This is a genomic window from Streptomyces incanus (assembly GCF_042656345.1).
Lineage (GTDB): Bacteria > Actinomycetota > Actinomycetes > Streptomycetales > Streptomycetaceae > Streptomyces > Streptomyces incanus.
This window is the reverse complement of record NZ_JBHSPC010000045.1, coordinates 40,028-62,335: the sequence shown is the minus strand read 5'-3', so window position 1 is coordinate 62,335 and position 22,308 is coordinate 40,028. Positions and strand designations below refer to the sequence as shown.

Annotated in this window: 15 protein-coding genes; 9 read left to right on the top strand and 6 right to left on the bottom strand. The window is 72.4% G+C overall.

Translation table 11 applies throughout. The features are described 5' to 3' along the window. Nucleotides 1–169: 169 nt before the first annotated feature. Nucleotides 170–541: a DUF3499 domain-containing protein gene (locus tag ACFP2V_RS16985; RefSeq protein ID WP_381212442.1), complete on the bottom strand. Its 372-nt coding sequence runs from the start codon at nt 539–541 to the stop codon at nt 170–172. A gap of 447 nt (nt 542–988) precedes the next feature. Here ACFP2V_RS16985 and ACFP2V_RS16980 point away from each other — a divergent pair, with 447 nt between their 5' ends. Next, nucleotides 989–1,438 (top strand): metallopeptidase family protein, encoded by a 450-nt coding sequence (locus ACFP2V_RS16980; protein ID WP_381212395.1) that lies wholly within the window; start codon nt 989–991, stop codon nt 1,436–1,438. A gap of 140 nt (nt 1,439–1,578) precedes the next feature. Here the strand turns inward: ACFP2V_RS16980 and ACFP2V_RS16975 are convergent, their stop codons facing one another. The 3 genes from ACFP2V_RS16975 to ACFP2V_RS16965 all read right to left on the bottom strand — a co-directional run bounded on the left by ACFP2V_RS16975 (nt 1,579) and on the right by ACFP2V_RS16965 (nt 7,499). After that, nucleotides 1,579–3,132 (bottom strand): DUF5719 family protein, encoded by a 1,554-nt coding sequence (locus ACFP2V_RS16975; protein ID WP_381212392.1) that lies wholly within the window; start codon nt 3,130–3,132, stop codon nt 1,579–1,581. Continuing rightward, nucleotides 3,129–6,905: a glycosyltransferase family 2 protein gene (locus tag ACFP2V_RS16970; RefSeq protein WP_465269204.1), complete on the bottom strand. Its 3,777-nt coding sequence runs from the start codon at nt 6,903–6,905 to the stop codon at nt 3,129–3,131. Before ACFP2V_RS16970 ends, ACFP2V_RS16975 begins: the two co-directional genes overlap by 4 nt. 330 nt (nt 6,906–7,235) lie before the next feature. Then, nucleotides 7,236–7,499, bottom strand: a complete 264-nt coding sequence (locus tag ACFP2V_RS16965; protein WP_003975777.1) for a WhiB family transcriptional regulator — start codon at nt 7,497–7,499, stop codon at nt 7,236–7,238. Between the two features lie 761 nt (nt 7,500–8,260). On the opposite strand from ACFP2V_RS16965, the gene ACFP2V_RS16960 reads away from it, so the two are divergent. From ACFP2V_RS16960 to ACFP2V_RS16945, 4 genes are all read left to right on the top strand, one after another. Next, nucleotides 8,261–8,809: a cysteine dioxygenase gene (locus ACFP2V_RS16960; protein WP_381212386.1), complete on the top strand. Its 549-nt coding sequence runs from the start codon at nt 8,261–8,263 to the stop codon at nt 8,807–8,809. Nucleotides 8,810–8,939: 130 nt separating this feature from the next. Further along, nucleotides 8,940–9,962: a 2-phospho-L-lactate transferase gene (locus ACFP2V_RS16955; protein WP_381212383.1), complete on the top strand. Its 1,023-nt coding sequence runs from the start codon at nt 8,940–8,942 to the stop codon at nt 9,960–9,962. After that, the gene (locus ACFP2V_RS16950; RefSeq protein WP_381212380.1) at nt 9,959–11,311 is read left to right on the top strand and encodes a coenzyme F420-0:L-glutamate ligase; all 1,353 of its coding nucleotides are present in this window, start codon (nt 9,959–9,961) and stop codon (nt 11,309–11,311) included. The genes ACFP2V_RS16955 and ACFP2V_RS16950 overlap by 4 nt, the downstream gene beginning before the upstream one ends. 187 nt (nt 11,312–11,498) lie before the next feature. Then, nucleotides 11,499–12,524, top strand: a complete 1,026-nt coding sequence (locus ACFP2V_RS16945; RefSeq protein ID WP_381212377.1) for a DNA-3-methyladenine glycosylase family protein — start codon at nt 11,499–11,501, stop codon at nt 12,522–12,524. Nucleotides 12,525–12,681: 157 nt separating this feature from the next. On the opposite strand, the gene manB is transcribed toward ACFP2V_RS16945, so the two are convergent. Together manB and ACFP2V_RS16935 are read right to left on the bottom strand one after the other, a co-directional pair. Continuing rightward, the gene (gene manB / locus ACFP2V_RS16940; RefSeq protein WP_381212374.1) at nt 12,682–13,764 is read right to left on the bottom strand and encodes a mannose-1-phosphate guanylyltransferase; all 1,083 of its coding nucleotides are present in this window, start codon (nt 13,762–13,764) and stop codon (nt 12,682–12,684) included. 132 nt (nt 13,765–13,896) lie between these two features. Then, nucleotides 13,897–15,450 carry an N-acetylmuramoyl-L-alanine amidase gene (locus ACFP2V_RS16935; protein ID WP_381212371.1) on the bottom strand — a complete coding sequence of 518 codons (1,554 nt, stop codon included), beginning with the start codon at nt 15,448–15,450 and terminating at the stop codon, nt 13,897–13,899. A 129-nt stretch (nt 15,451–15,579) separates the two neighbouring features. Here ACFP2V_RS16935 and ACFP2V_RS16930 point away from each other — a divergent pair, with 129 nt between their 5' ends. From ACFP2V_RS16930 to ACFP2V_RS16915, 4 genes are all read left to right on the top strand, one after another. Beyond that, a complete protein-coding gene (locus tag ACFP2V_RS16930; RefSeq protein ID WP_381212368.1) occupies nt 15,580–16,335 on the top strand; it encodes a TIGR03089 family protein in 756 nt (251 codons plus the stop codon). 345 nt (nt 16,336–16,680) lie between these two features. Then, nucleotides 16,681–17,970, top strand: a complete 1,290-nt coding sequence (locus ACFP2V_RS16925) for an LCP family protein (RefSeq protein WP_381212364.1) — start codon at nt 16,681–16,683, stop codon at nt 17,968–17,970. A 240-nt stretch (nt 17,971–18,210) separates the two neighbouring features. Next, complete coding sequence (locus ACFP2V_RS16920) at nt 18,211–20,028, top strand: LCP family protein (protein ID WP_381212361.1); 1,818 nt, start codon at nt 18,211–18,213, stop codon at nt 20,026–20,028. A gap of 413 nt (nt 20,029–20,441) precedes the next feature. After that, nucleotides 20,442–22,196: an LCP family protein gene (locus ACFP2V_RS16915; RefSeq protein ID WP_381212358.1), complete on the top strand. Its 1,755-nt coding sequence runs from the start codon at nt 20,442–20,444 to the stop codon at nt 22,194–22,196. The last annotated feature ends 112 nt before the right edge of the window (nt 22,197–22,308 follow it).

Below are 22,308 nucleotides of genomic sequence, written 5' to 3'. Positions count from 1 at the left end.
CTCGACAAGCGCGCGTCAATGGGCGTGCGGCACCTTACTCACGGGACAGGTGGGACGGGAGGGAGGAAGGAACCGCGAACACGGACACCCGGCACGACCATGTGAACGGCCGTGCTCGCGACGGCAGTTCAGCACTCAGGCGTCAGAGCTCAAGCACGGTTGTCCGGCATCAGTTGTCGGGAGAGCGGAGCACGCGCAGGTGACCGCGTCGCGCGACCTCCATCGGGTCCGCGCCGCGCCCCGCACCGTCGGCCGACCGCTCCCGGGGGCGGGCCGCTTCACGCACCGCGTCCGCGAGCGCTTCGAGATCGTCTCCGCTGGGCCGCGCGGGGGCCGAACCGTCGAGCAGACGGACGACCTCCCAGCCGCGCGGCGCGGTGAGGCGCTCGGAGTGCTCGGCGCACAGGTCGTAGCAGTGGGGTTCGGCATAGGTGGCGAGCGGGCCGAGGACCGCGGTCGAGTCGGCGTAGACGTACGTCAGCGTCGCGACGGCGGGACGGCCGCAAGCGGTGCGCGAACAGCGACGTACAGGGCTCACGATGTTGGACGGTACCGCACTCTTGAGCGGGCCGCGACGACTCCCCTCCTGCGCGTTCCCCCGTGTCGTGGCCTGAAAGGTCCCCTACGCCCCTGTCGCCACACGCCGTTGACCTGCTCCGACGCTCACCTGCGGAACGCCTGCGGCTTCCCCTCCGGTCATCACTTGGTACAAACACCGTCAAATACCTTGAGATCACCGACCCATGAAAGATATGGAATCGAGTCGAACCTTGGCCGGAATGGTCATGCGACGACATGCCGATCCGGACGGTCCGCCACCGCGCCCCGGCGCCGCGCCCCGACGCCGTACGGAGCGGTGTTCCGGCGCCGCGCGGGAGCCGGGATCCGAAGCGGGTGGGGAGCAGGATGCCGACCCTGTGCGAGGTCGAGGTCCGAAGCCGTGTGGGAGTCGGGCGCGTCGGACCGGCGGAGACTACGCTTCACCCTGATGGACACCCCTGTGACGCCCCGTGCCGCCGACCGTGGGCCCCGCCGTCGTGATCGCCACGGCCGGGGCATGCGCGGGCCGATCGCGCCGCCCCAGGTGCCGCTGGCCGCCAGCCGCGCGGAGACGTTCGCGGATCTGGTGCAGGACTCCGTGGAACGGCTGGAGCGTCGGTGGCCGCAGCTGGCCGACATCGACTTCCTCGTGCTGGAGGTCCCGCGCCTGGACGCGCCCGGAGCGGGGTGGAGCGACGAGACGGTGCCGCTGGGCGGCACCGTGCCGACCCGCGAGGGGCACCCCGCGCGGGTCGTGGTCTACCGTCGGCCGGTGGAGATCCGCACCAAGGGGCGCGACGAGCGGGCGGCGCTGGTCCACGAGGTCGTCGTGGAGCAGGTCGCCGAACTGCTGGGCCTGACGCCGGAGACCGTGGATCCCCGATACGGCGAGGACTGACGCACCAAGCCCCGAGCAACCGCTCCGGCGCCCGCACGGGGTGAACCCGCCGTGCGGACACCGGCGCGGTTCACCCCGTGCGTCCCGCCGTACGGGCGCCGGCGGCTCCTGCTCCCGGCGGCTCCCGCTCCTGGCTGTTCCTACTTCTGCAGGACCGACAGGTTCTCCTCCGCCTGCGGTACCGCCACCATGCCCCGGTCGTCGGAGAGGGTCTGGACGGTGAAGGCGGGGACGCCGTCGTCCGGGGCGGTGAGGGTCCGGGAGGCGTAGACGGGGGCGTCGTCCGACTCGGGCTCGACCGTCAGCGCGTACGTGCCCTCGACGTCGTCCGGGACCGGGACCTCGATGTTCTGGGTGGTACCGGCCTTGATCGTGTACGTCTCGGTCGCCGACGCACCGCCCTCGGTGCCCGCGGACACGGTGACCTTGACCTTGGCGGCACCCTCGGGTGCGGTCACGGCGAGGGTGCTGCCCTTGGCCGTGTTGTCGACGGACGTCGCCCGCAGGCCGACCTCGCGGGCCGCCGGAACGAAGGCCGACTCCTGGTTGTCGCCCTTGCCACGCAACACCCGGACGGCCGCCACGACGGGCACCGAGCGGTCCGTCGGCGTGAGGACCAGGGAGCCCGCCTCGCCGCGCATGACGTCGCCGAGGTCGACGGCGGTCGTCATCCCGCCCTTCACATGCACCGTCTCGTTGCCGGCCGGTGTGATCAGCCCGGAGGGCGACGCCAGCTGCACCTTCAGATCGGCGTCGACATTGCCGGGGGTGAAGACGACCAGGCGTACGGCGGTGGCGTCCTTGGGGATGCCGGGCAGGACCAGGCCGGCCGCCGGATCGGCCGACGCGGCCAGCCAGTCCCCGCCCAGCGAGTTGTCCAAGGCCTGCACGGCCGCGCCGACCCGCCCGCTGCGGACGACGACGTGGACCGTCACATCGGTCTGCTCCTCGTCGGTGAGCGTGGACAGCAGCACCGGCTCGGAGGAGTGCGGCTTGACCGTGATGCCCTCCCCCACCTCGGTCTCGAGAGCACCGTCCTTGCCGTAGACCTCGATGTCCACGACGGCGGCGGAGTCGTCGGGGTTGGTCAGGTGGACGTAGTCGGTGCGCTCGGTCGCGGTGCTCGCACCGGGGAACCAGAATTCCGTGTCCGGGGCGGTGCAGGTGACGCCCTGGAGGCCCCGGCCGGTGCCCGCGGCGACCTCGGTGGTCTGCTGCACGGTCCAGCCGGGAGCGAAGCGGCCCTCGGCGGTGCCGAGGAGCGCGGGTGCCTCGCCTCCGGAGACGTCCGCGGTGACCGGCTTGCCGGGTTCCTTCTTGTGCTCCAGCACCGGCTTCTCGGGCTTCGCGGACTCGGCGGTCTTCTTCCCGTCGCCGTCCTTCTCACCGCCCTTCTCGCTCTCCTCCGTGCCCTCCTCCGCGGGCTGTCCCGCGGTGGCCGGCCGGAGTTCGGCACTGCCCTCGCTCTCCGTGCCCTTCGTGACGGGCGTGAAGGACGTGTACGTCGTCTCGGCGAGGTCGGAGCTGCTGGGCGTCGGGCACAGCAGGCTCGAACGTTCCACGGGCAGGTGGGCCGCCGCCGTCGCGACGCCGTCGTCCGCGGCCGTGGGGTCCGGCGCGGTCAGGACGGCGAAGCCGGTGACGGCGGCGAGCGCGGTGGCTCCCGCGATCAGGGACAGGGTGGTGCGGTTCACTGCTGGCTCCCGTCGGGACGCTCACTGCCCGGCTGGGGGCGGTGCGGCTGCTCGGGGTCGTACGACGCGTCGTAGCCCTGCGCGTAGGTCTGGTCGTGGCCGTCGTAACCCTCGTAGCCCTGTCCGTACGCCGACGGGTCGTACGTCGTCGGGTCGTACGTCGTCGGGTCGTACCGCGGCTGCTGGGACGTGCCGTCGTAGGCGTACGGGTCGTACTGGCCGCCCTGGCCGCCCTGGTACGGGTCCGCCTGGTACGGCTGTCCGTAACCGTCCGTCGCGTACTGTTGCTGTTGCTGCTGCTCCTGTCGCTCCTGTTGCGACGGCGGCTGCCGCTGTTCCTGCGGGTACGAGGCGCCGGGGTAGGCGCCGTCGTACTCGGGGTCCGGATTCGGATCCGGGTGGCTCGACGCGTCCCATTCGTCGTAGGGCCGCTGCTGCGGAATGGCCACGGGCTCCGGCGGGGCGTCGAACCCGTCGTCCGCGGCCTCGGCCACGCCGTCGTCCACACCCCGGTCCGTGCCCGCCTCCTCGGCTGCCGCGGCTTCCGCCTCCGCCTGGGCACGCAGGCGGCGGGCGCGGCGGCCGTCGCCGACGAGCGCCTCGGCGGGGACGTCCGGCTCCTCCGGCAGGTCGTCGTCGACGTCGCGGCGGCGGCCGGGCAGGGCGAGCACGACGAGGAATACGGCGAGCAGACCCTGCGCCCACAGCCAGGCGGTGTGGGTGAACGACTCCTCGTAGGTGACGACCAGCTGTCCGCCGGTGGCGGGGAGCTGGAAGCCCTGGGCCCAGCCGTCGACCGTGGTGCGGGTCAGCGGCTCGCCGTCGAGGGTGGCGGTCCAGCCGTCGGCCGCGGCGTCGGCCAGGCGCAGGACGCGTCCCTCGGCGCCGTCGGGGATCTCGATGCCGATCTCGACGGGTCCGGCGGCCACGGCCTGCGGCTCGCCCTCACCGCCCTTGGCGCCCTTGGCGGGGACGATGGTCGCGCGGGCCACGTTCTGGTCGACGCGCCACAGCGCGCCACCCGCCTGCTGGCTGAGCCGGGTCAGGCCGGGCGTGGCGTCCAGGACGCGGGTGACGTCGCGGGGCGCGCCCGGGTGGACGAGGACGTAGCGCACCGCGAATCCGCCGAGCTGGTCGGCCTGGTCGGCCCCGGAGCCGGCGACGAGATTGGCGACGACCTTGTCGAGCCCGGTGTTCACACCGGCCGAGGCGGCGATCTCGGCGTCGCCCATGCGGGCACCGGAGCCGCGGACCAGCACGTAGTCGACGCGGGCGGCGGAGTCGCTGTCGAGGACAAGGGTGCGGGCCTGGTCGCGGGTGCCGCTCTCCTCGGCGACGAACGCGGGCACCTGCACGGGATCGCGTCGCTCGAGCGGCCCGTCGGCGCCGCGGATCACCCAGCCGGCGGCGACCAGCAGCGGGCCGGCCGCGCAGGCGAGGGCGATCAGCACGGCGACCGGCTGGCGCCAGCCGAAGCTCTGCTCGGCGACCCGCGAGCGCGCCCCGTCGGCGCCGAGTGCGGCCGCGGCCAGCAGGGCGATGCCGTAGACGAGCGTCGCGGGCCCGGCCCAGGTGGAGCCGTTGGACAGGACCGCGAAGACGAGTCCGACCAGGGCGACCGCCCAGGCGGCGCGGATGGCGAGCAGGCGCTCGGAGCGGAGCAGGGCCGCGAGGGCGGCGAGCACGAGGCCGATGAGCACCAGCCCGCCGGCCGCGCCGGGGCCGCCGGGGCTCGCGCCGAGCAGGTCGAGGGCGGAGGCCGCGGAGGCGCCGTACTCCAGGCCCGCCTCCTGGAAGAAACCGAACGGGAGCAGCGACAGCGACCAGGGGGCGAGGACCAGCAGCGGGGTGCCGAGCTGGGCCAGGAAGCGGAGCCCGTGGGCCGGGAGGTCGGACCTGCGCAGGACGAGGACGCCGAGGCCGAGGAGCAGGGCGATGGGCCAGACGATCGGGGTGAACGCGGTGGCGAGGGTGAGCAGCAGCGTGTACGCCCAGGTCGCCCGCCAACTGCCGCGGAGGCCGGGGGCGTGGGTGAGCCCGCCGGCGGCGATGCCCGCGCGGGCGATCAGCGGCAGCAGGACGGCGAGCACGGCGGTGCCGATCCGGCCGCCGGCGAGGGCACCGGCGACGGCGGGCAGGAAGGCGTAGGTGATGGCGGCCCAGGCGCGCAGCAGCCGGGACTCGACGAGCGGGCGGGAGGCGAAGTACGCGCTGAGGCCGGCCAGCGGCACCGAGCCGATGAGCAGGACCGTCACGGCGAGTCCGGTCGAGCCGAGCATCAGGGTGGCCAGGGACGCCACGACGGCGAGGTAGGGGGGTGCGGAGCCGGTGCCGCCGGCGCCCACCGCGTGCCAGGTGTCCGTGTACCGCGCCCACAGTTCGCCGGAGCCGGCGCTCGCGGGCAGCAGGGCGCCGCCCGCGAGCGCGCCGCTGCCGAGGAGGGCGCGGCAGGCCGCGAGGGAGACGAGCAGCAGGAGCAGGAAGAGCAGCGGGCCGGGTTTGCGGGCGATCCGCTTGAGCCGGGCGAACTGTTCGACCTCGATGAAGTCGGCGTCGTCACCGCCGGGTCCGGACTCGACGGCGCCGCCGTGCCGTCCGGCGCCGGTGGTGACTTCGGGGTCGGAGCGGCCGACGAGGTTGCTCGCGGCCTGTTCGACGGTGACGCGGACGGTCGCGCCGGGCGGCGGGAACAGCGCCCGCAGTTCGCCCTTGTCGATCTGCGGGCTGCCGCGGCGGCGCCGTCCGGCGAGGATGCGTTCGGGCCGCAGCAGGGTGCCCACGAGGCCGCGTATCTCGTCGACGGCCTGCCCCGGGACCTTGCCGACGAGATAGGCGAAGGTCCGCAGCACGGTGCCGAGGACGAGCCGCAGCAGCACCCAGGGCAGTGCCGCGGTACGGGTGTTGACGAGCAGGGTGTGGACGGCACCCGCCTTGTCCACTTTGTGCGGGGAGGCGGCGGTGCGGCCCACGCAGTCGACGGCGCGGCGCTCACGGGAGGCGGCCTCGGCGTGCCGTACGACCGCGTCGGGGGCGACCAGGACCCGGTGTCCGGCCGTGTGCGCGCGCCAGCACAGGTCGACGTCGTCCCGCATCAGGGGCAGGTGCCGGTCGAATCCGCCGAGTTCGTCGAAGACATCCCGGCGGATCAGCATGCCGGCGGTGGACACCGACAGGACGGACCGGACCTGGTCGTGCTGGCCCTGGTCCTGTTCACGGCGGTCCAGGCCGGTCCAGCGGCGGCCGGAGTTGGCGATGGAGACACCGACCTCCAGCAGTTGCCGGCGGTCGTACCAGCCGCGGAGCTTGGGGCCGACGACGGCGACGTCGTCACGGCCGGCTTCGTACTCGTTCTCCACGACGCCCAGCAGCCGGGCCAGCGCGTCGGGTTCGGGGGCGCAGTCGTCGTGCAGCAGCCACAGCCACTGCACCGGCTCCCCGTGCGGGAGGTCGGGCAGGTCGTACGCGTCGTCGTGCCAACTGCGCGTGACCGGGTCCCAGCCGCTGGGCCGCTTCAGGTAGGGCAGGTCGTCCGGGGTGAGGTGCGGCGCGGCGCGGTGGCACTCCTCGACGGCCTGGCCGAAGCCGGTGCGCCGGGCGAGGTGCAGGACGTGGTCGTCGCCGAGGGCTTCGGTGACCAGCCGGGCGGAGTCGTCCGCACTGCCTGTGTCGGCTCCCATGGCGAACTGGACGGGGCGTTCCTGGCCGATCAGCCCGGCGAGCGCGTCGGGCAGCCAGCGGGCTCCGTCATGGGAGACGAGGACCGCGGTCACCACATGACGCGGGAACTCTGGTGCGGCAGCGGCGTCTTGACGGGCTGCCGGGTGACTGTGCACGGACATCGAGGTACGGGCCCCGGTTCAGTGGACTGTGGGGGACGCCCGTGCCCGGTGGGGGCGGCGTGGCGTCTCGGACGAGCAACCACACTATCGGCTGGACGACAAGGCGGCCCGCCGCCTGTGGACAACCCGCACATGACGGGCCGTAAGCGATACATGCCGGACGTATGCACACACCCGGCATGCATGACGCATGCAAGGACAAGGCGCGCGCGGATGCCACGAACGGGGCGCGCACGCGGATGGGCGCGCGTGAAGCGCCGCCCCTCAGACCGCGGCCTTCTTCAGTCGGCGGCGCTCCCGCTCGGACAGACCGCCCCAGATGCCGAAGCGCTCGTCGTTGGCGAGGGCGTATTCGAGGCACTCGGAGCGGACCTCGCAAGCGAGGCAGACCTTCTTGGCCTCCCGGGTGGAGCCGCCCTTCTCGGGAAAGAACGACTCGGGGTCGGTCTGGGCGCACAGCGCGCGCTCCTGCCAGCCGAGTTCCTCGTCCGCGTCGTCGACCAGCAGTTGCTGCACCAGCTCCGTCATGTGCGCCCCTCGTCTGTCTTTCGCGTCCCCGTGATGCTGCCGTTACCGATTCCGGCCGAACGACACGAGTGAAATTACAAGTGTGCTCATCCGGGCGAGTCAAGCCGAGATCTGCTATTGGCCCCCTTATTCACTCTGCGGAACCAAGCTCAAGCCGAAAGTGTTCAAATCGCCATAAACGTTGACGCACAGACGGGCCGCACGAGCAGCCCGTCCCGCACAGACCGTTCACGGAGTGAGATGCCCGGTCGATCGATCCCGTTGACACACCAACGCCACGGCGACCCGGATCACCTTCGGATCACAGGACCGCAACGGCACTGGTGCGCCCGGCCATGTGCGCCTTGTGTCCCGGAAATCACGTGAGCAAACCTTTCGTCTCGCAGTGAACCGGATGGGGTGAACCGTGCCCACAATCCGTGGGTCAAGTTGACACTGGAGGCATGAGCCGCTGTCCTTATGGGCATGCTCGCGAACTTGGCACTCACCTCGACCCGCTCCGCCGGGTCCCTCGGTGCTGCCCGCGCTCGCTGTAGCTGTCACTGTTCCGGTTGTTGAGCCCAACGCGCTCCTGCCCTTCGGGTCACCCTCGACTCGACCGCTGTTTCCTCCGCTCTCATCAGGGCACTTCCCGCCGCCGTCCGTGACCCGGACCCACGCGGCACGTCGTCTCCGGCAGGCCGGCTCTCCGCGCGGCCTCGCACGACGGCCTCACCCCCACTGCTTCCCGACCGCTTCTCCGCCGAGGAACCACCGCATCCATGAACAGCGACAGTGACCTCCAGATCGCCGGCGACATCCTCGAAGTACCGCACCTCCTGCAGACCCCGCGCGAGCACCCGGCCACCGTCGCCGAGTTCGTCGGCCTGGCCCGCTCCCTCGCAGCCGACCGGTCCCTGTGGGAGCACCTGGTGCGGTACGACGCGAGCAGCCGCTGGTACCACCGGTTGCTCACAGTTCCCCGGACTCCCGGCTCCGCTCGAGCCGGGGAGCCCCCCATCGGCTACGAGGTGTGGCTGCTGTCCTGGGTGCCCGGCCAGGGCAGCGGACTGCACGACCACGGCCGCTCCTCCGGTGTCCTGACCGTCCTGGACGGCACCCTCACCGAGCGCACCGAACGCGGCACCCGCGCGCTGACGACGGGCATCGAGCGGGTGTTCGCGCCGGGCTACGCGCATGAGGTCGTCAATGACGCGCTGGAGCCGGCGGTCAGCCTGCACGTGTACTACCCGGGCCTGACCGAGATGCCGATGCACCCGGCCGCCCCGCGCTGCGAGGCGCGTACGGAGCCCCGGACGCTGACCGCCTGACCCACCCCCGTACGCCCTCCGCACGCACCCCTTCTGCGCGCACCCTTGCCCGGCCGTGTGCGTGCCCCCGTGCGTGACCGACCGCCCGGCACGGTGCCGCTGCCCGCCCTGCGGCTGACAGACTGTTCCCATGCGCATTGTGGTTCTGGCAGGCGGCATCGGCGGTGCCCGTTTCCTTCGTGGTCTGAAGCGGGCCGTACCGGACGCGGACATCACGGTCATCGGCAACACCGGGGACGACATCCACCTCTTCGGGCTGAAGGTCTGCCCGGACCTCGACACGGTGATGTACACCCTCGGCGACGGCATCGACGAGGAGCGGGGCTGGGGGCGGACCGACGAGAGCTTCCGGCTCAAGGAGGAGCTCGCGGCGTACGGCGTCGGCCCGGGGTGGTTCGGACTCGGCGACCGGGACTTCGCCACCCACATCGTGCGGACGCAGATGCTCGCCGCCGGCTATCCGCTGAGCGCGGTGACGGAGGCCCTCTGCGACCGCTGGCAGCCGGGCGTCCGGCTGATCCCGATGACCGACGACCGCGTGGAGACGCATGTCGCCGTCACCCTGCCCGACGACGACCCGGCGGCGGGGCCGTCGGCGGGGTCCGGGACCGGGCGAACCCCGCCGGACTCCGGTACACGCAAGGTGATCCACTTCCAGGAGTACTGGGTGCGGCTGCGGGCGTCGGTCCCGGCCGAGGCGGTGGTGCCGGTCGGCGCGGAGCAGGCGAAGCCGGCGCCGGGTGTGCTGGAGGCGATCGCCGCCGCCGACGTGATCCTCTTCCCGCCGTCCAACCCGGTCGTCTCCATCGGCACGATCCTCGCCGTCCCCGGCATCCGGGAGGCGATCGCCGAGGCGGGCGTGCCGGTGGTCGGCCTGTCGCCGATCGTCGGCAACGCTCCTGTGCGCGGCATGGCCGACAAGGTGCTCGCGGCGGTCGGCGTCGAATCCACGGCGTGGGCGGTGGCCGAGCACTACGGCTCGGGCCTGCTGGACGGCTGGCTGGTCGACACGGTCGACGCGGCCGGTGTGGAGCGCATCGAGGAGGCGGGGATCCGCTGCCGGGCCGTGCCCCTGATGATGACCGACGTCGACGCCACCGCGCGGATGGCCCGGCAGGCGCTCGCCCTCGCGGAGGAGGTGCGGGCGGTTTGAACGGCACGCGTGTGCACGACGACGGCGTCCCCGCGGGTGGCGCGGCGTCCGACGGGTACCGGGTGTGGGCCGTCGCGGGGCTGCCCGAGGTCCGGCGGGGGGACGACCTCGCGAAGCTGATCGCGGCCGCGGAGCCGGGACTGGCCGACGGGGACGTGCTGCTCGTCACCTCCAAGATCGTCTCCAAGGCGGAGGGCCGGATCCTGGAGGCCGCCGACCGGGAGGCCGCGATCGACGCGGAGACGGTACGGGTGGTGGCCCGGCGCGGCCCCCTGCGCATCGTCGAGAACCGGCAGGGCCTCGTCATGGCCGCGGCCGGGGTCGACGCCTCCAACACGCCCTCGGGCACGGTGCTGTTGCTCCCCGAGGATCCGGACGCGTCCGCGCGGGCGATCCGCGAGGGCCTGCGGGACGCCCTCGGGGTCACGGTCGGCGTGCTCGTCACCGACACCTTCGGACGCCCCTGGCGGACGGGGCTGACGGACGTCGCGATCGGCGCCGCGGGCGTCCACGTCCTGGACGACCTGCGCGGCGGGACGGACGCGTACGGCAATCCGCTGAGCGCCACCGTGGTCGCCACCGCCGACGAGATCGCCGCGGCGGGCGACCTGGTCAAGGGCAAGGCCGCAGGCCTGCCGGTGGCCGTCGTGCGCGGGCTGTCCGCCGTGGTGGCTGCCGACGACGAGCACGGCGAGGGTGCGCGGGCCATGGTCCGCGACTCCCGCGACGACATGTTCCGCCTCGGTACGTCGGAGGCGGTACGGCAGGCGGTGACCCAGCGCCGCACGGTACGGGCCTTCACCGACGAGCCGGTCGACCCGGGGGCGGTGCGCCGCGCGGTGGCCGCGGCCGTGACGGCTCCGGCGCCGCACCACACCACCCCGTGGCGCTTCGTCCTGCTGGAGTCGCGGGAGTCCCGGACCCGGCTGCTCGACGCGATGCGGGACGCCTGGATCGCGGATCTGCGCCGGGACGGCAAGTCGCAGGAGTCCGTCGCCAAGCGGGTCCGCCGCGGCGACGTCCTGCGCAACGCGCCCTGCCTGGTCGTGCCCTGCCTGGTCATGGAGGGCTCGCACACCTACGGGGACGCGCGGCGGGACGGTGCGGAGCGGGAGATGTTCGTGGTCGCGACGGGTGCCGGCGTGCAGAACTTCCTGGTCGCGCTGGCCGGTGAGCGGCTGGGCTCGGCGTGGGTGTCGTCGACGATGTTCTGCCGGGACGTGGTCCGCGAGGTCCTGGACCTGCCCACGGGCTGGGACCCGATGGGTGCGGTGGCGGTGGGCCACCCCGCCGGGGAACCGCGGCCGCGGCCGGAGCGGGACGCGGCCGCGTTCATCGCCGTGCGGTGAGCGGGACGGCGGTGAGCGGGACGGCGGTGAGCGGGACGGCGGTGAGCGGGACGGAACGCGCGGGGCGCCTACCCTCGTAGGAGCCCCGCCTTTCCCTGCTGCCTCCGCGGCACCCGCCGACTCCGCAGCGCTCCCTACCTTCCACCCCCTCCTCTGGCCTCCGCCCCTCTCACCCCTGGACCCCTCCGTGGCAGGACGTTTCACCCCCCGGCCCGCTTCCCGCCCCGCTCGTACGACCGCGCGAGGCGGGCGGGCCGCCGACCCGGCGGGGGTACCGCGGCAGGCATCGGTCCCGGTATCGGCCCCGCCGTCGGTCCGGACGTGGGTGCCGGAGGGGCCCCTGGACCTCGGGCTGGTCCTCGGACCGCTGCGGCGCGGGTCCGGGGACCCGACGTTCCGCGCGCTGCCGGACGGTTCCGTGTGGCGGACGAGCCTGACACCCGCCGGGCCGGGGACGCTGCGGGTGACGCGGCACGCCGGCGAAGTACGGGGCGAGGCGTGGGGAGCGGGGGCCGGGTGGTTCCTGGACCGGCTGCCGGACCTGCTCGGCGCCGCCGACGACCCGGGGGCGTTCGTCCCCCGGCACAAGCTGCTGGCGCTCACCCGGCACCGACGGCCGGGACTGCGGCTGGCCCGGACCGGGCTGGTGCTGGAGTCGTTGATCCCGTCGGTCCTGGAACAGAAGGTCACCACCGGTGAGGCGTACCGGGCGTGGCGGCTGCTGGTACGGAAGTACGGGGAGCCGGCCCCCGGGCCCGCGCCCGAGCGGATGGCGGTCATGCCGTCGCCCCGGACCTGGGCGCTGATCCCCTCCTGGGAGTGGCACCGGGCCGGTGTCGACGACAAGCGGGCGTCCACGGTGCTGCGGGCGGTGCGGGTCGCGGCGCGGCTGGAGGAGGCGGCCGGGATGACTCCGGCGGCGGCGCGGGCGCGGTTGGAGCTGGTGCCGGGCATCGGGCCGTGGACGTCGGCGGAGACGGTGCAGCGCAGTCATGGCGCGCCGGACGAGGTGACCACGGGGGACCTGCACCTGCCGGGCATCGTGGGGTGGGCGCTGGCCGGGGACCGGTACGCGGACGACGCGGCGATGCTGGAACTGCTGGAGCCGTATGCCGGTCAGCGGCACCGGGCGGCCCGGCTGATCCTGCTGAGCGGGAGAACGCCGGCGCGGCGGGCGCCGAAGATGCCGTACGGGGACATCGGACGGCTGTGAGGCCCGCGCCTCCAGCCGTCCGAGCCCCGCACCGGACCGCACGTGCGTCCGCATCGCAGTCGCACCCGAACCGCGCGCCCGGTTCCGCCCGGCCGCCTCGTCCACCGGGCTACTCGGCCACCGGGCTCCTCGGCTACTCGGCTACTCGGCTACTCGGCTACTCGTCCGAGGAGAACCGCACCGACCCCGCCGGGATCCGCGCGTCGCACCAGACCCTGACCCCGTCCCGGAGTTCGTTGCGGGCGCCGACGACCGCGCCGTCGCCTATCACCGTCCCGGTGAGGACCGACCGCTCCCCCACCCGCGCGCGCGTGCCGATCAGCGAGTCGGTGACGACCGCGCCGGGTTCGATGACCGCGCCCGGCAGGATCGTGCTGCCGAAGACGCGCGCGCCCTCCGCCACGAACGCGCCCTCGCCCACCACGGTCCCGCCCGCCAGCTTGGCGTCCGGTGCCACCCTCGCCGTCGGCAGGACCAGCCGGTCGCCGCAGTTCCCCGGGACCGCCGGGGACGGGGCACGGCCCAGCACCAGGTCCGCGGAGCCCCGCACGAAGGCCGCCGGGGTGCCGAGGTCCAGCCAGTACGTGGAGTCGACCAGGCCCTGGAGATGGGCTCCGGCCGCCAGCAGGTCCGGGAACGTCTCCCGCTCCACCGACACCGGCCGGCCCGTCGGGATCGTGTCGATGACGGAGCGGCGGAAGACGTACGCCCCCGCGTTGATCTGGTCGGTGACGATCTCCTCGGGTGTCTGGGGTTTCTCCAGGAACGCCAGGACGCGGCCCGTGCCGTCGGTGGGGACCAGGCCGTACGCCCTCGGGTCCGTCACCTTCGTCAGATGCAGCGAGACGTCCGCGCCCGTCGTTCGATGGGTGCGCACCAGCGCCCGGATGTCCAGGCCCGTGAGGATGTCGCCGTTGAAGATCAGCACCGGTTCGTCCGGGCCGGAGCGCAGCCGGGAGGCGACGTTGCGGATGGCGCCGCCCGTGCCGAGCGGCTCCTCCTCCGTCACGTACTCGATGTGCAGCCCCAGCGACGAGCCGTCGCCGAAGTACGGTTCGAAGACCTCGGCCAGATAGGACGTGGCCAGGACGATGTGCTCGACGCCCGCCGCTCTCGCTCTCGCCAGCTGGTGCGTGAGGAAGGGCACCCCGGCCGCCCGGACCATGGGCTTCGGGGTGTGCACCGTGAGCGGGCGCAACCGTGTGCCCTTGCCGCCGACCAGGAGAATCGCTTCTGTCACCTGTCGTCTCTGCTTCCTGCCGGGACCGGCCGAACTGTTTTTCGGCCGGCCAGTGTATGCAGACCGTCGCACAGCGGTTTCGACGGCGGTGTCTCCGGCAGGAAGGAACCTGGGCCCGGCGGCCCGCCGCTCTCAGCGGCCCTGGTAACCGGCCGCCGCGGAGCGGGCGGTGCCGAGCTTGTCGTAGAGCTTCCCCCCTGGGCACTCGGTGTTGAACCCGTCCCGGTGACCGGAGATCACGTCCAGTCGTACCTTCGTGCCTTTTTCGTAGAGATTGCCACCACCGGACGTCAGATATGTCTTCGCGCTCGGATCCATGCCGTACAGCCCGAGCTTCCACGCGGTGAGCTGGGCAATGCCCGTCACCGCGGCGGACGGGGGGTCCGTGGAGCTGAAGGTGCCGAGAACCGCCACGCCCATGGTGTCGCTGTTGAATCCCATAGTGTGGGCGCCCAGGACCGGGTTGGCCACTCCCCCGGCACGGCCCTCGTAGATCTTGCCGCACTTGTCGACGAGGAAGTTGTAGCCGATGTCCCGCCAGCCCATGCTCTCCGTGTGGTAGCGGTAGATACCGCGGATGACCGAAGGGGCCTGCTCGCACGTGTAGTTGTTGCCGGAGGCGCTGTGGTGCACGAAGGCCGCGCCGACCTTGCCGGTGTACACGAACGTCTCCTCCCGCAGGCTCTCGTCCGCACCCCAGCCGCCGCGCGTGACGATGCCGGGGCGCGGGCCGATGTACGGCTCCGCCTGTGGCTGCCCGCCGGTGTCCGCCTCCTGCCCGGCCGTGTCCCGCTGCTGCCCGGCCGTCTCGGCGCCACGCAGGGCGTGGTATTCCTCCTCGGTCTCCGCCCGGGTCAGCGCCGGGATCTCGGCGGCTCCCAGGGGAACGAGCGGGGCGTCGGCGGCGGAGGCGGCGGTCGCCTCGGCGCTCATCACACTGGTACGGGGGGCGTCCGCCGGGGTGCCCGCGGACCCGTCGGCGGGGTGGCGACCGGGGTTCTCGTCGGGGCTCTCGGCAGCGCTGCCCTCGGACGGGGCGGCCTCGGACGGAGGGTCCTCCCCCGGGTCGACGAGTTCGAGGCGCATCCCGGACGGCAGCAGCGGGGCGGCCTCCTCGGCACCTTTCCCGGCGCCTTCCCCGGCGGTGGAACCGGCGGACCCGGAACCGGCCTTCGGCTCCGGCTCCGAGTCGGGTCCGGCTTCCGCCCGGACCCGGATCTCCACACCGTCCGACGCGCCCACCCACAGCGGTGCGGTGGCGCCGCGGACCCGGTCCGAGGCGCGTTCCGCGGTCTCGGGGTCGGCCGCGTGGTCGGCGTTGTGGGCCTCGACGTCCTGCCAGTCGGACCAGGCACCGGTGTCCGCCGCGCGGGCACGGACCTGGACCTGGCCGTGGAGTTCGGCGGCGGGGTCGTCCCAGATGACGCCGACGAGGGAGAAGTGCCGTACGGACCGCGGGGCGAGGCCGAACGTGGCGGCGCCGGAGGCACGGTCGGGGTCGAGGGGCTGCAGGGGCAGCGACTGGGTGCTGCCGGGGGTACTGGATCCGGTCGTCACCGCTGTGTGCGGGGCCGTCGGCGCCGTCCCGCCCGGGCCCGCGGCCGCCACGACGGCGGACGGGGCGAGGGGCAGGGCGAGTACGGCCGCACAGGTGACACCGATGGAGGAAGCAAGAGTTCTCCGCATGCCCCTGAGCTTGGGCATAGTCATACAAATATGTCCATCGGGGAATTGACGGGCTGTCGGGCCCCGTTCCCCCGAACCGGTGCCCCGGGCACGCGGTGCGCGCGGCCGTGTCCGCGTACGCTTGCGCAGGTGAACGCCACCGACCGCACCCCCGCCGACCTGCTGGGTTCCGCGCTCGCCGCGGACCCGGGCCGCCCCCTGGTGACCTTCTACGACGACGCCACGGGCGAACGTGTCGAATTGTCCGTGGCCACCTTCGCCAATTGGGTGGCCAAGACCGCGAACCTGCTCCAGGACGAACTGGCCGCCGAGCCCGGTGACCGCGTGGCGTTGCTGCTGCCCGCGCACTGGCAGACGGCCGTGTGGCTGCTGGCGTGCGCGTCGGTGGGCGTGGTCGCGGACGTGTCCGGCGACCCGGCGGCGGCCGAGGTCGTGGTGAGCGGGCCGGACGCGCTGGAGAGAGCGCGGGCCTGCCCGGGCGCACGGATCGCGCTGGCCCTCAGGCCGCTCGGCGGACGGTTCCCGCAACCTCCGGAGGGCTTCGCCGACTACGCCGTGGAGGTCCCGGGACAGGGCGACCGGTTCGCACCGTACGCGCCGGTCGACCCCGAGGCGCCGGCCCTGATCGTGGCGGGCCGGGAGTTCACCGGGGCCGAGGTGGTGCAGCGGGCCCGCGCGGAGGCGACGGAGCTCGGGCTGACCGGACCGGCCTCGCGCATTCTGTCGGGGCTGCCGTACGACACCTGGGAGGGTCTCCGCGCAGGCCTGTACGGGCCGCTGGCGACCGGAGGCTCGGTGGTGCTGTGCCGGAACCTGGACCGGCTCGGGGACGGTGCCCTGGACAAGCGGGTCGAGAGCGAACGGGTCACCGCCATCGCCCGCTGAGGCCTGCCCGCCCCGCCGCCACACCCACACCCCGGCGGAACCGGGGCCGGCACCGGGACCCGAACGGGACCAGGCCCGGACCGGCCGCCCCCACCGAACCCGCCGGGCCGTCCCTCGTCCGGCACGCCCCCTCCCCCGTTCGGCTCAGCAGCGCCCGCCGCCACCGCGTATCCGGGTTCATCGTCGTATCAGCGGCGCGCCCGGCACGCGGCAGGCGGCGCCTGCCGGGCGCGCCGGGCACCGCGCGCCCCGACGCCCGTACACCGTCCCGTATGTCCGTACGCCGTCCCGCAGTTCCGTATGCCGCCGCAAGCGTCGCGTACGCAGTGAGGGGGTGGACCGGTCATGAGCGGCACCGCAGGCGCGCCCCCCGCCGGCCCGGCGGGCGGGGGCACCCTCGGGCCGGGGGCGGGGGCCTCGGCGAGCGGGGCGGGGCTGCCGCGGCGCAGACGGCGGCGGTGGACGGCCGGTGCCGGGCTCGGTCTCGCGGCACTGCTCGCCGTGACCGCCGGGGCAGGGTGGGCGGCGTACGTGAAGCTCGACGGGAACATCACCGCGGACGAGGCGGCCGCGGCCGAGCTCGCGCGGTTCGAGAGGGAGCGGCCCACGACGCTGGTCAAGGACGCCCGGAACATCCTGCTGATCGGCTCGGATTCGCGAGCCGGGGACGAGAACGGCCGCTATGGCCGGGACCCGGGGACGGAGCGGTCCGACACCGTGATCCTGCTGCATCTGCCGGCGGACCGGGGCAGCGCCATCGCGGTGTCCCTGCCCCGGGACCTGATGGTGGACGTGCCGGGCTGTCCGCGCCGGGACGGCACCCGCGTCGAGCCCGCGTTCACGATGTTCAACCAGGCCTTCCAGCAGGGCGGTTCCGCCTGCGCCATCCGCACCGTGGAGAAACTCACCGGCATTCGCGTGGACCATCACATCGTCGTGGACTTCCACGGCTTCAAGGAGATGGTCGAGGCGGTCGACGGCGTCGAGGTGTGTCTGCACGACCCCATTGACGACAAGGCGGCCAAACTGAAGCTGCCCGCGGGCCGGGCGACCCTGAACGGGGAACAGGCCCTCGGTTATGTCCGCGTCCGCAAGCCTCTCGGTGACGGCAGCGATACGCACCGTATGGAACGTCAGCAGCGGTTCCTCGGGGCGCTCGTCAACAAGGTGAGCGGCAATGACGTTCTGCTGAATCCGGCCAAGCTGTATCCCGTTCTGAACGCGGCCACTTCGGCACTGACGACCGACCCGAAACTGGCGAGTCTGCGGGGTTTGTACGAACTCGTCCGCGGGCTCCGCGACATCCCCACGGAACATGTGCAATTCCTCACCGTCCCCCGGGAGCCGTACACGAACGACGCCAACCGGGACCAGCTTTCACAGCCCGCGGCGGAGGAGCTGTTCGAGCGGCTGCGCAGGGACGCGCCGGTCGCGGTCGCACAGGGCGCGGCGCGGAGTTCCGTCACGGAAGCCGAGTCCGGCACTCCGTCCGGGAATTCGGACGGTGAAAACACGGAGAGTGGCGGAAAGGTCACTCGAAATGAATCCGGGGAGCAGGCGGAGGGAGCGCCCGAAGCGGCTTCCCCCGCGCCGACGTTCTCCGGGAACACGGCCGCCGAGGACGCCTGCGCGTAAGGCCGGCGCTCAGGTGACTCCCGAACCGTGAAGTCTCGTCAAGAGATATGAGTGAATTGCCCAGTTGTATGGATGTGGAATGCGCCACGGGCGTCGCCGAAGGCCGTTCCGTGCCGTTAGTGTGAGCGCTCCCGGTGCGCGCACTCCTGAGATTCACCCGACAGTCGCGCACTGTGTGACCGACAGAGCGCCTGGGAGGGGAAAGGCGCCGCGTGGCACCGACGGAGGATTCAAACGACCGTGGACGCGCAAGGCCGTAGACGGGGTGGCGACATCGACCCCGCAGACCAGTGGGTACTCAATCCGGACACCGGCGATTACGAACTGCGACTGAACGATTCCGCACCGCAGCCGTCGGTCCCCTCTCCCCGTAGACCGCGTTCCGCCGGTGCGGGCGAGGGCGCGGGTGCGCCGCGCGGCCGTACCGGTGCTCCCGGGCGCACGGCGGAGCGGCCCGCGGGCCGCAGGGCGCCCGAGCGCGGGACACCCGAATCCGGAACATCCGAGCGCGGGACATCCGAGCGCGAAGGGCCGCCGCGCAGACGCCGGGACGCGCCCGAGGAGCCGTCAGCGGGCCGGCGCGGACGCCGGCCGGTGAAGAAGAAGTCGAAGGCGAAGAAGGCCCTGCTGTGGACCGGCGGGACGATGGCGTTCGTGGTGCTCGCCACCGCCGTGGGCGGCTATCTGTATCTGGAGCACCTCAACAACAACATCAACACGGTCTCCGACGACGGCGCGAGCACCGGTGGCTTCCAGAAGGACAGGGCCATCAACATCCTGCTGATCGGCACCGACAAGCGCACCGGTGAGGGAAACGACGGGTACGGCGACAAGGACAGTGCCGGTCATGCCGACACCACGCTCCTGCTGCACGTCTCCAAGGACCGTACGAACGCCACCGCGCTCAGCATCCCGCGCGACCTCATCGTCGACATCCCCGACTGCCCCACGACGATGGAGGACGGGACGGAGAAGGTGATCCCGGGGCTGCAGGGCGCCCGCTTCAACCGGAGCCTCGGCCAGAGCGAGCGCACGCCGAGCTGCACCATGCGGACGGTCACCGAGCTGACCGGGATCACGCCGGACAACTTCATGGTGGCCGACTTCAACGCGATCAAGACGCTGACCACGGCGGTCGGCGGGGTCGATGTCTGTGTCGCCGAGGACGTCAACGACAAGGACTCCAAGCTCGAACTGTCCAAGGGCCCCCACACCATCCAGGGCGAACAGGCCCTGGCGTTCGTCCGCACCCGGCACTCGTGGGGCAACAAGGGCGACCTCGACCGCATCAAGGTGCAGCAGCAGTTCCTCGGCGCGCTGATGCGACAGCTGAAGTCCAATGACACGCTCACCAGCCCGACGAAGATGGTCAAGCTCGCGGAGGCGGGCACCGAGGCGCTCACGGTCGACTCCCAGCTGGACAACATCAACAAGCTGAAGGACCTCGGTCTGGAGCTGGGCAAACTCAACGTCAAGAACCTGGCGTTCATCACGCTGCCGGTGAAGGACAACCCCGCGGAGACGACGGTGAAGGCGACCGTCATCGTGGACGACTCCAAGGCACCGGAGGTATTCGACCTGATCCAGAACGACGTGTCGTTCACCGAGGTCAAGCAGCAGGAGAAGAAGGAGAAGGCCGCCGTCGCCGCCCGCCTCAAGGGCGCCAAGGCACCGGCCTCCGAGGTCCGGGTGCAGGTCTACAACGGCGGCGCCCCGGCGGGCAGTGCCCAGGACATGCTCAGGTGGCTCCAGGTCAACGAGGGCGTCAGCAAGTCGGAGAACGCCGGGAACGCCGACGGGACGCTGAAGAAGACCACCCTCGAGTACGCCCCCGACCAGGCCGACCAGGCCCGCCGCCTCGCCGACATCCTGGGCCTGTCCGGCTCGGGGATGAAGCCCGGCGAGAGCGTCACCAACGCCCAGGGGCTGCCCGCGATGACGCTGACCCTCGGCAAGGACTTCAAGGGTGCGGGCATCTCCCTGACCCCTCCGTCCAAGGCATCGGACGACATCAAGGATTCCACGTCCACGGCGGACAAGGTCGAGTGCGCGCAGTGACGCGACGCACGTCGCGCCTTGCGGTGCCTTGCGGTGCATTGCGGTGCATTGCGGTGCGGTGCGCGAGCGAAGCCTCCGCGGAACGCCGGGTGACCCGACGGGCGGGCCCGTCAGGCGTCCCGCGGGGCGCTCGGCGGGTCCATGCGCGGCGCGCACGGACGGTGTGAGCCCTGCGGAGGACGGTTACCCCATGGCGTCATTTCCCCACCCATTGGGGCGGTTTACCCCTTTTCGCGGACGAGGAATTCGTCACTGAAGCCCCGTCCCGCTCAGGTCGGCGGCTAGTGTGAACGCTCCAGTGCCCCGGCCGCGAGGACCGTTCTGGCGTCGCGCGCACGGTGGTGACCAGTACGCGCGGACGCCCTCCGGAGGGGGGAGGGTGCCGTGTGGCCCCGACGGAGGATCGGACGAGCGTGGACGCGCAGAGCCGTGGGCGGGCGGACAACGTCGACCCCGCAGACCAATGGGTACTCAATCCGACCACCGGTGAATACGAACTGCGACTGGGCCCTTCCGCACCGCAGCCGCCCGTCCCCGGCCCCCGCAGAGGCTCCCCGCACACCGCGAACCACCCCGCCGGTCCCGGCGGCACGGGCCACCCGTACGGTGCCGTGCCCGGCGGTCCACCGCGGGCACCCGGCCGCGAGGTCCCGCCGCCGCGGCGGCGCGGTGCCCCCGAGCCGCCGCCCGGACGGCGCGGAGGCCAGCCGGGGCAACGGAAGCCGAGGTCGAGGAAGGCCCTGCTGTGGGCCGGCGGGACGATGGCGTTCGTGGTGCTCGCCACCGGCACGGCCGGCTACGCCTATCTGAAGCATCTCGAGGGCAACGTCGACACGACCGACATCGGCGACGCGGGCTCGGGCGACTTCAGCAAGGACGAGGCCTTCAACATCCTCGTCCTCGGCACCGACAAGCGCACCGGCTCGGGCAACGACGGCTACGGGGACGCGGGCAGCGTGGGACATGCCGACACCACGATCCTGCTGCACGTCTCCAAGGACCGCACGAACGCCACCGCGCTCAGCATCCCGCGCGACCTGATAGTCGACATCCCCGACTGTCCGACGAAGCTGGAGGACGGGACGGAGAAGGTGATCCCGGGGCTGCAGGGCGCCCGCTTCAACCGGAGCCTCGGTGAGGGCAGCCGGGACCCGGGCTGCACGATGCGCACGGTGGAGGAGGTCACCGGTATCAAGCCCGACCACTTCATGATGGCCGACTTCAACGCGGTCAAGACCCTCACCTCGGCCGTCGACGGCGTCGACGTGTGCGTGGAACACGCGGTGAACGACAAGCAGTCGAAGCTGGAGCTGCCCGCGGGCAAGTCGAAGGTGGAGGGCGAACAGGCCCTCGCCTTCGTCCGGACCCGGCACAGTTTCGGCAACAAGGGCGACCTCGACCGGATCAAGGTGCAGCAGTACTTCCTGGCCTCGCTGATGCGCAAGATGTCCTCGGGCGACACCCTCACCAGCCCCACCAAACTGGTGAAACTGGCCGAGGCCGCCACCGACGCGCTGACCGTGGACACCGGCATCGGCAACGTGAGCACGCTCAAGGACGTCGCCCTGGAGCTGAAGAAGGTACCGCCGAAGAACATCTCGTTCACCACGGTGCCGGTGAAGGACAACCCCGCGGAGACGGTGAAGGCGACGGTCGTCGTGGACGAGTTCCAGGCGCCGCAACTGTTCGACCTGATCCAGAACGACGTGTCGCTGTCCGAGGTCGAGAAGAAGAATGAGAGGAAGGAGAAGGCCGCCGTCGCCGCCCGCCTCGAGGGCGCCAAGGCACCGGCCTCCGAGGTCCGGGTGCAGGTCTACAACGGCGGTGCCCCGGCGGGCAGTGCCCAGGAGACGCTCAGGTGGCTCCAGGTCGACGAGGGCGTCGTCAAGTCGGAGAACGCCGGGAACGCCCCCGAGAAGCTGAAGAAGACCACCCTCGAGTACGCCCCCGACCAGGCCGACCAGGCCCGCCGCCTCGCCACCATCCTGGGTCTGTCCGGTTCCGCGCTGAAGCCCGGCGAGAGCGTCACCAACTCCCAGGGGCTGCCCACGATGACGCTGACCCTCGGCAAGGACTTCACGGGCGCCGGCTCCTCGCTCGACGGCTCCGCGGCAGGGCCTTTGGACGTGCCGAAGTCCACGGCGGACAAGGTCGAATGCGCGAGCTGAGGCTCAACCGGGCCGTGTCCGGGGGCTCCTCGAAAGTTGTTGCCGTGGAATTGCGCTCCTGGGGCAACTGACAGGCCTGTCGTGCGTCTAACAAGAGCAGGACAGGCCAGGC

Excerpts from the sequence above, each read along its gene's own strand:
- ACFP2V_RS16980 (WP_381212395.1), top strand. The coding sequence starts at position 989 with ATGGACACCCCTGTGACGCCCCGTGCCGCCGACCGTGGGCCCCGCCGT.
- ACFP2V_RS16965 (WP_003975777.1), bottom strand. The coding sequence starts at position 7,499 with ATGACGGAGCTGGTGCAGCAACTGCTGGTCGACGACGCGGACGAGGAA.
- ACFP2V_RS16960 (WP_381212386.1), top strand. The coding sequence starts at position 8,261 with ATGAACAGCGACAGTGACCTCCAGATCGCCGGCGACATCCTCGAAGTA.
- ACFP2V_RS16955 (WP_381212383.1), top strand. The coding sequence starts at position 8,940 with ATGCGCATTGTGGTTCTGGCAGGCGGCATCGGCGGTGCCCGTTTCCTT.
- ACFP2V_RS16935 (WP_381212371.1), bottom strand. The coding sequence starts at position 15,450 with ATGCGGAGAACTCTTGCTTCCTCCATCGGTGTCACCTGTGCGGCCGTA.
- ACFP2V_RS16925 (WP_381212364.1), top strand. The coding sequence starts at position 16,681 with ATGAGCGGCACCGCAGGCGCGCCCCCCGCCGGCCCGGCGGGCGGGGGC.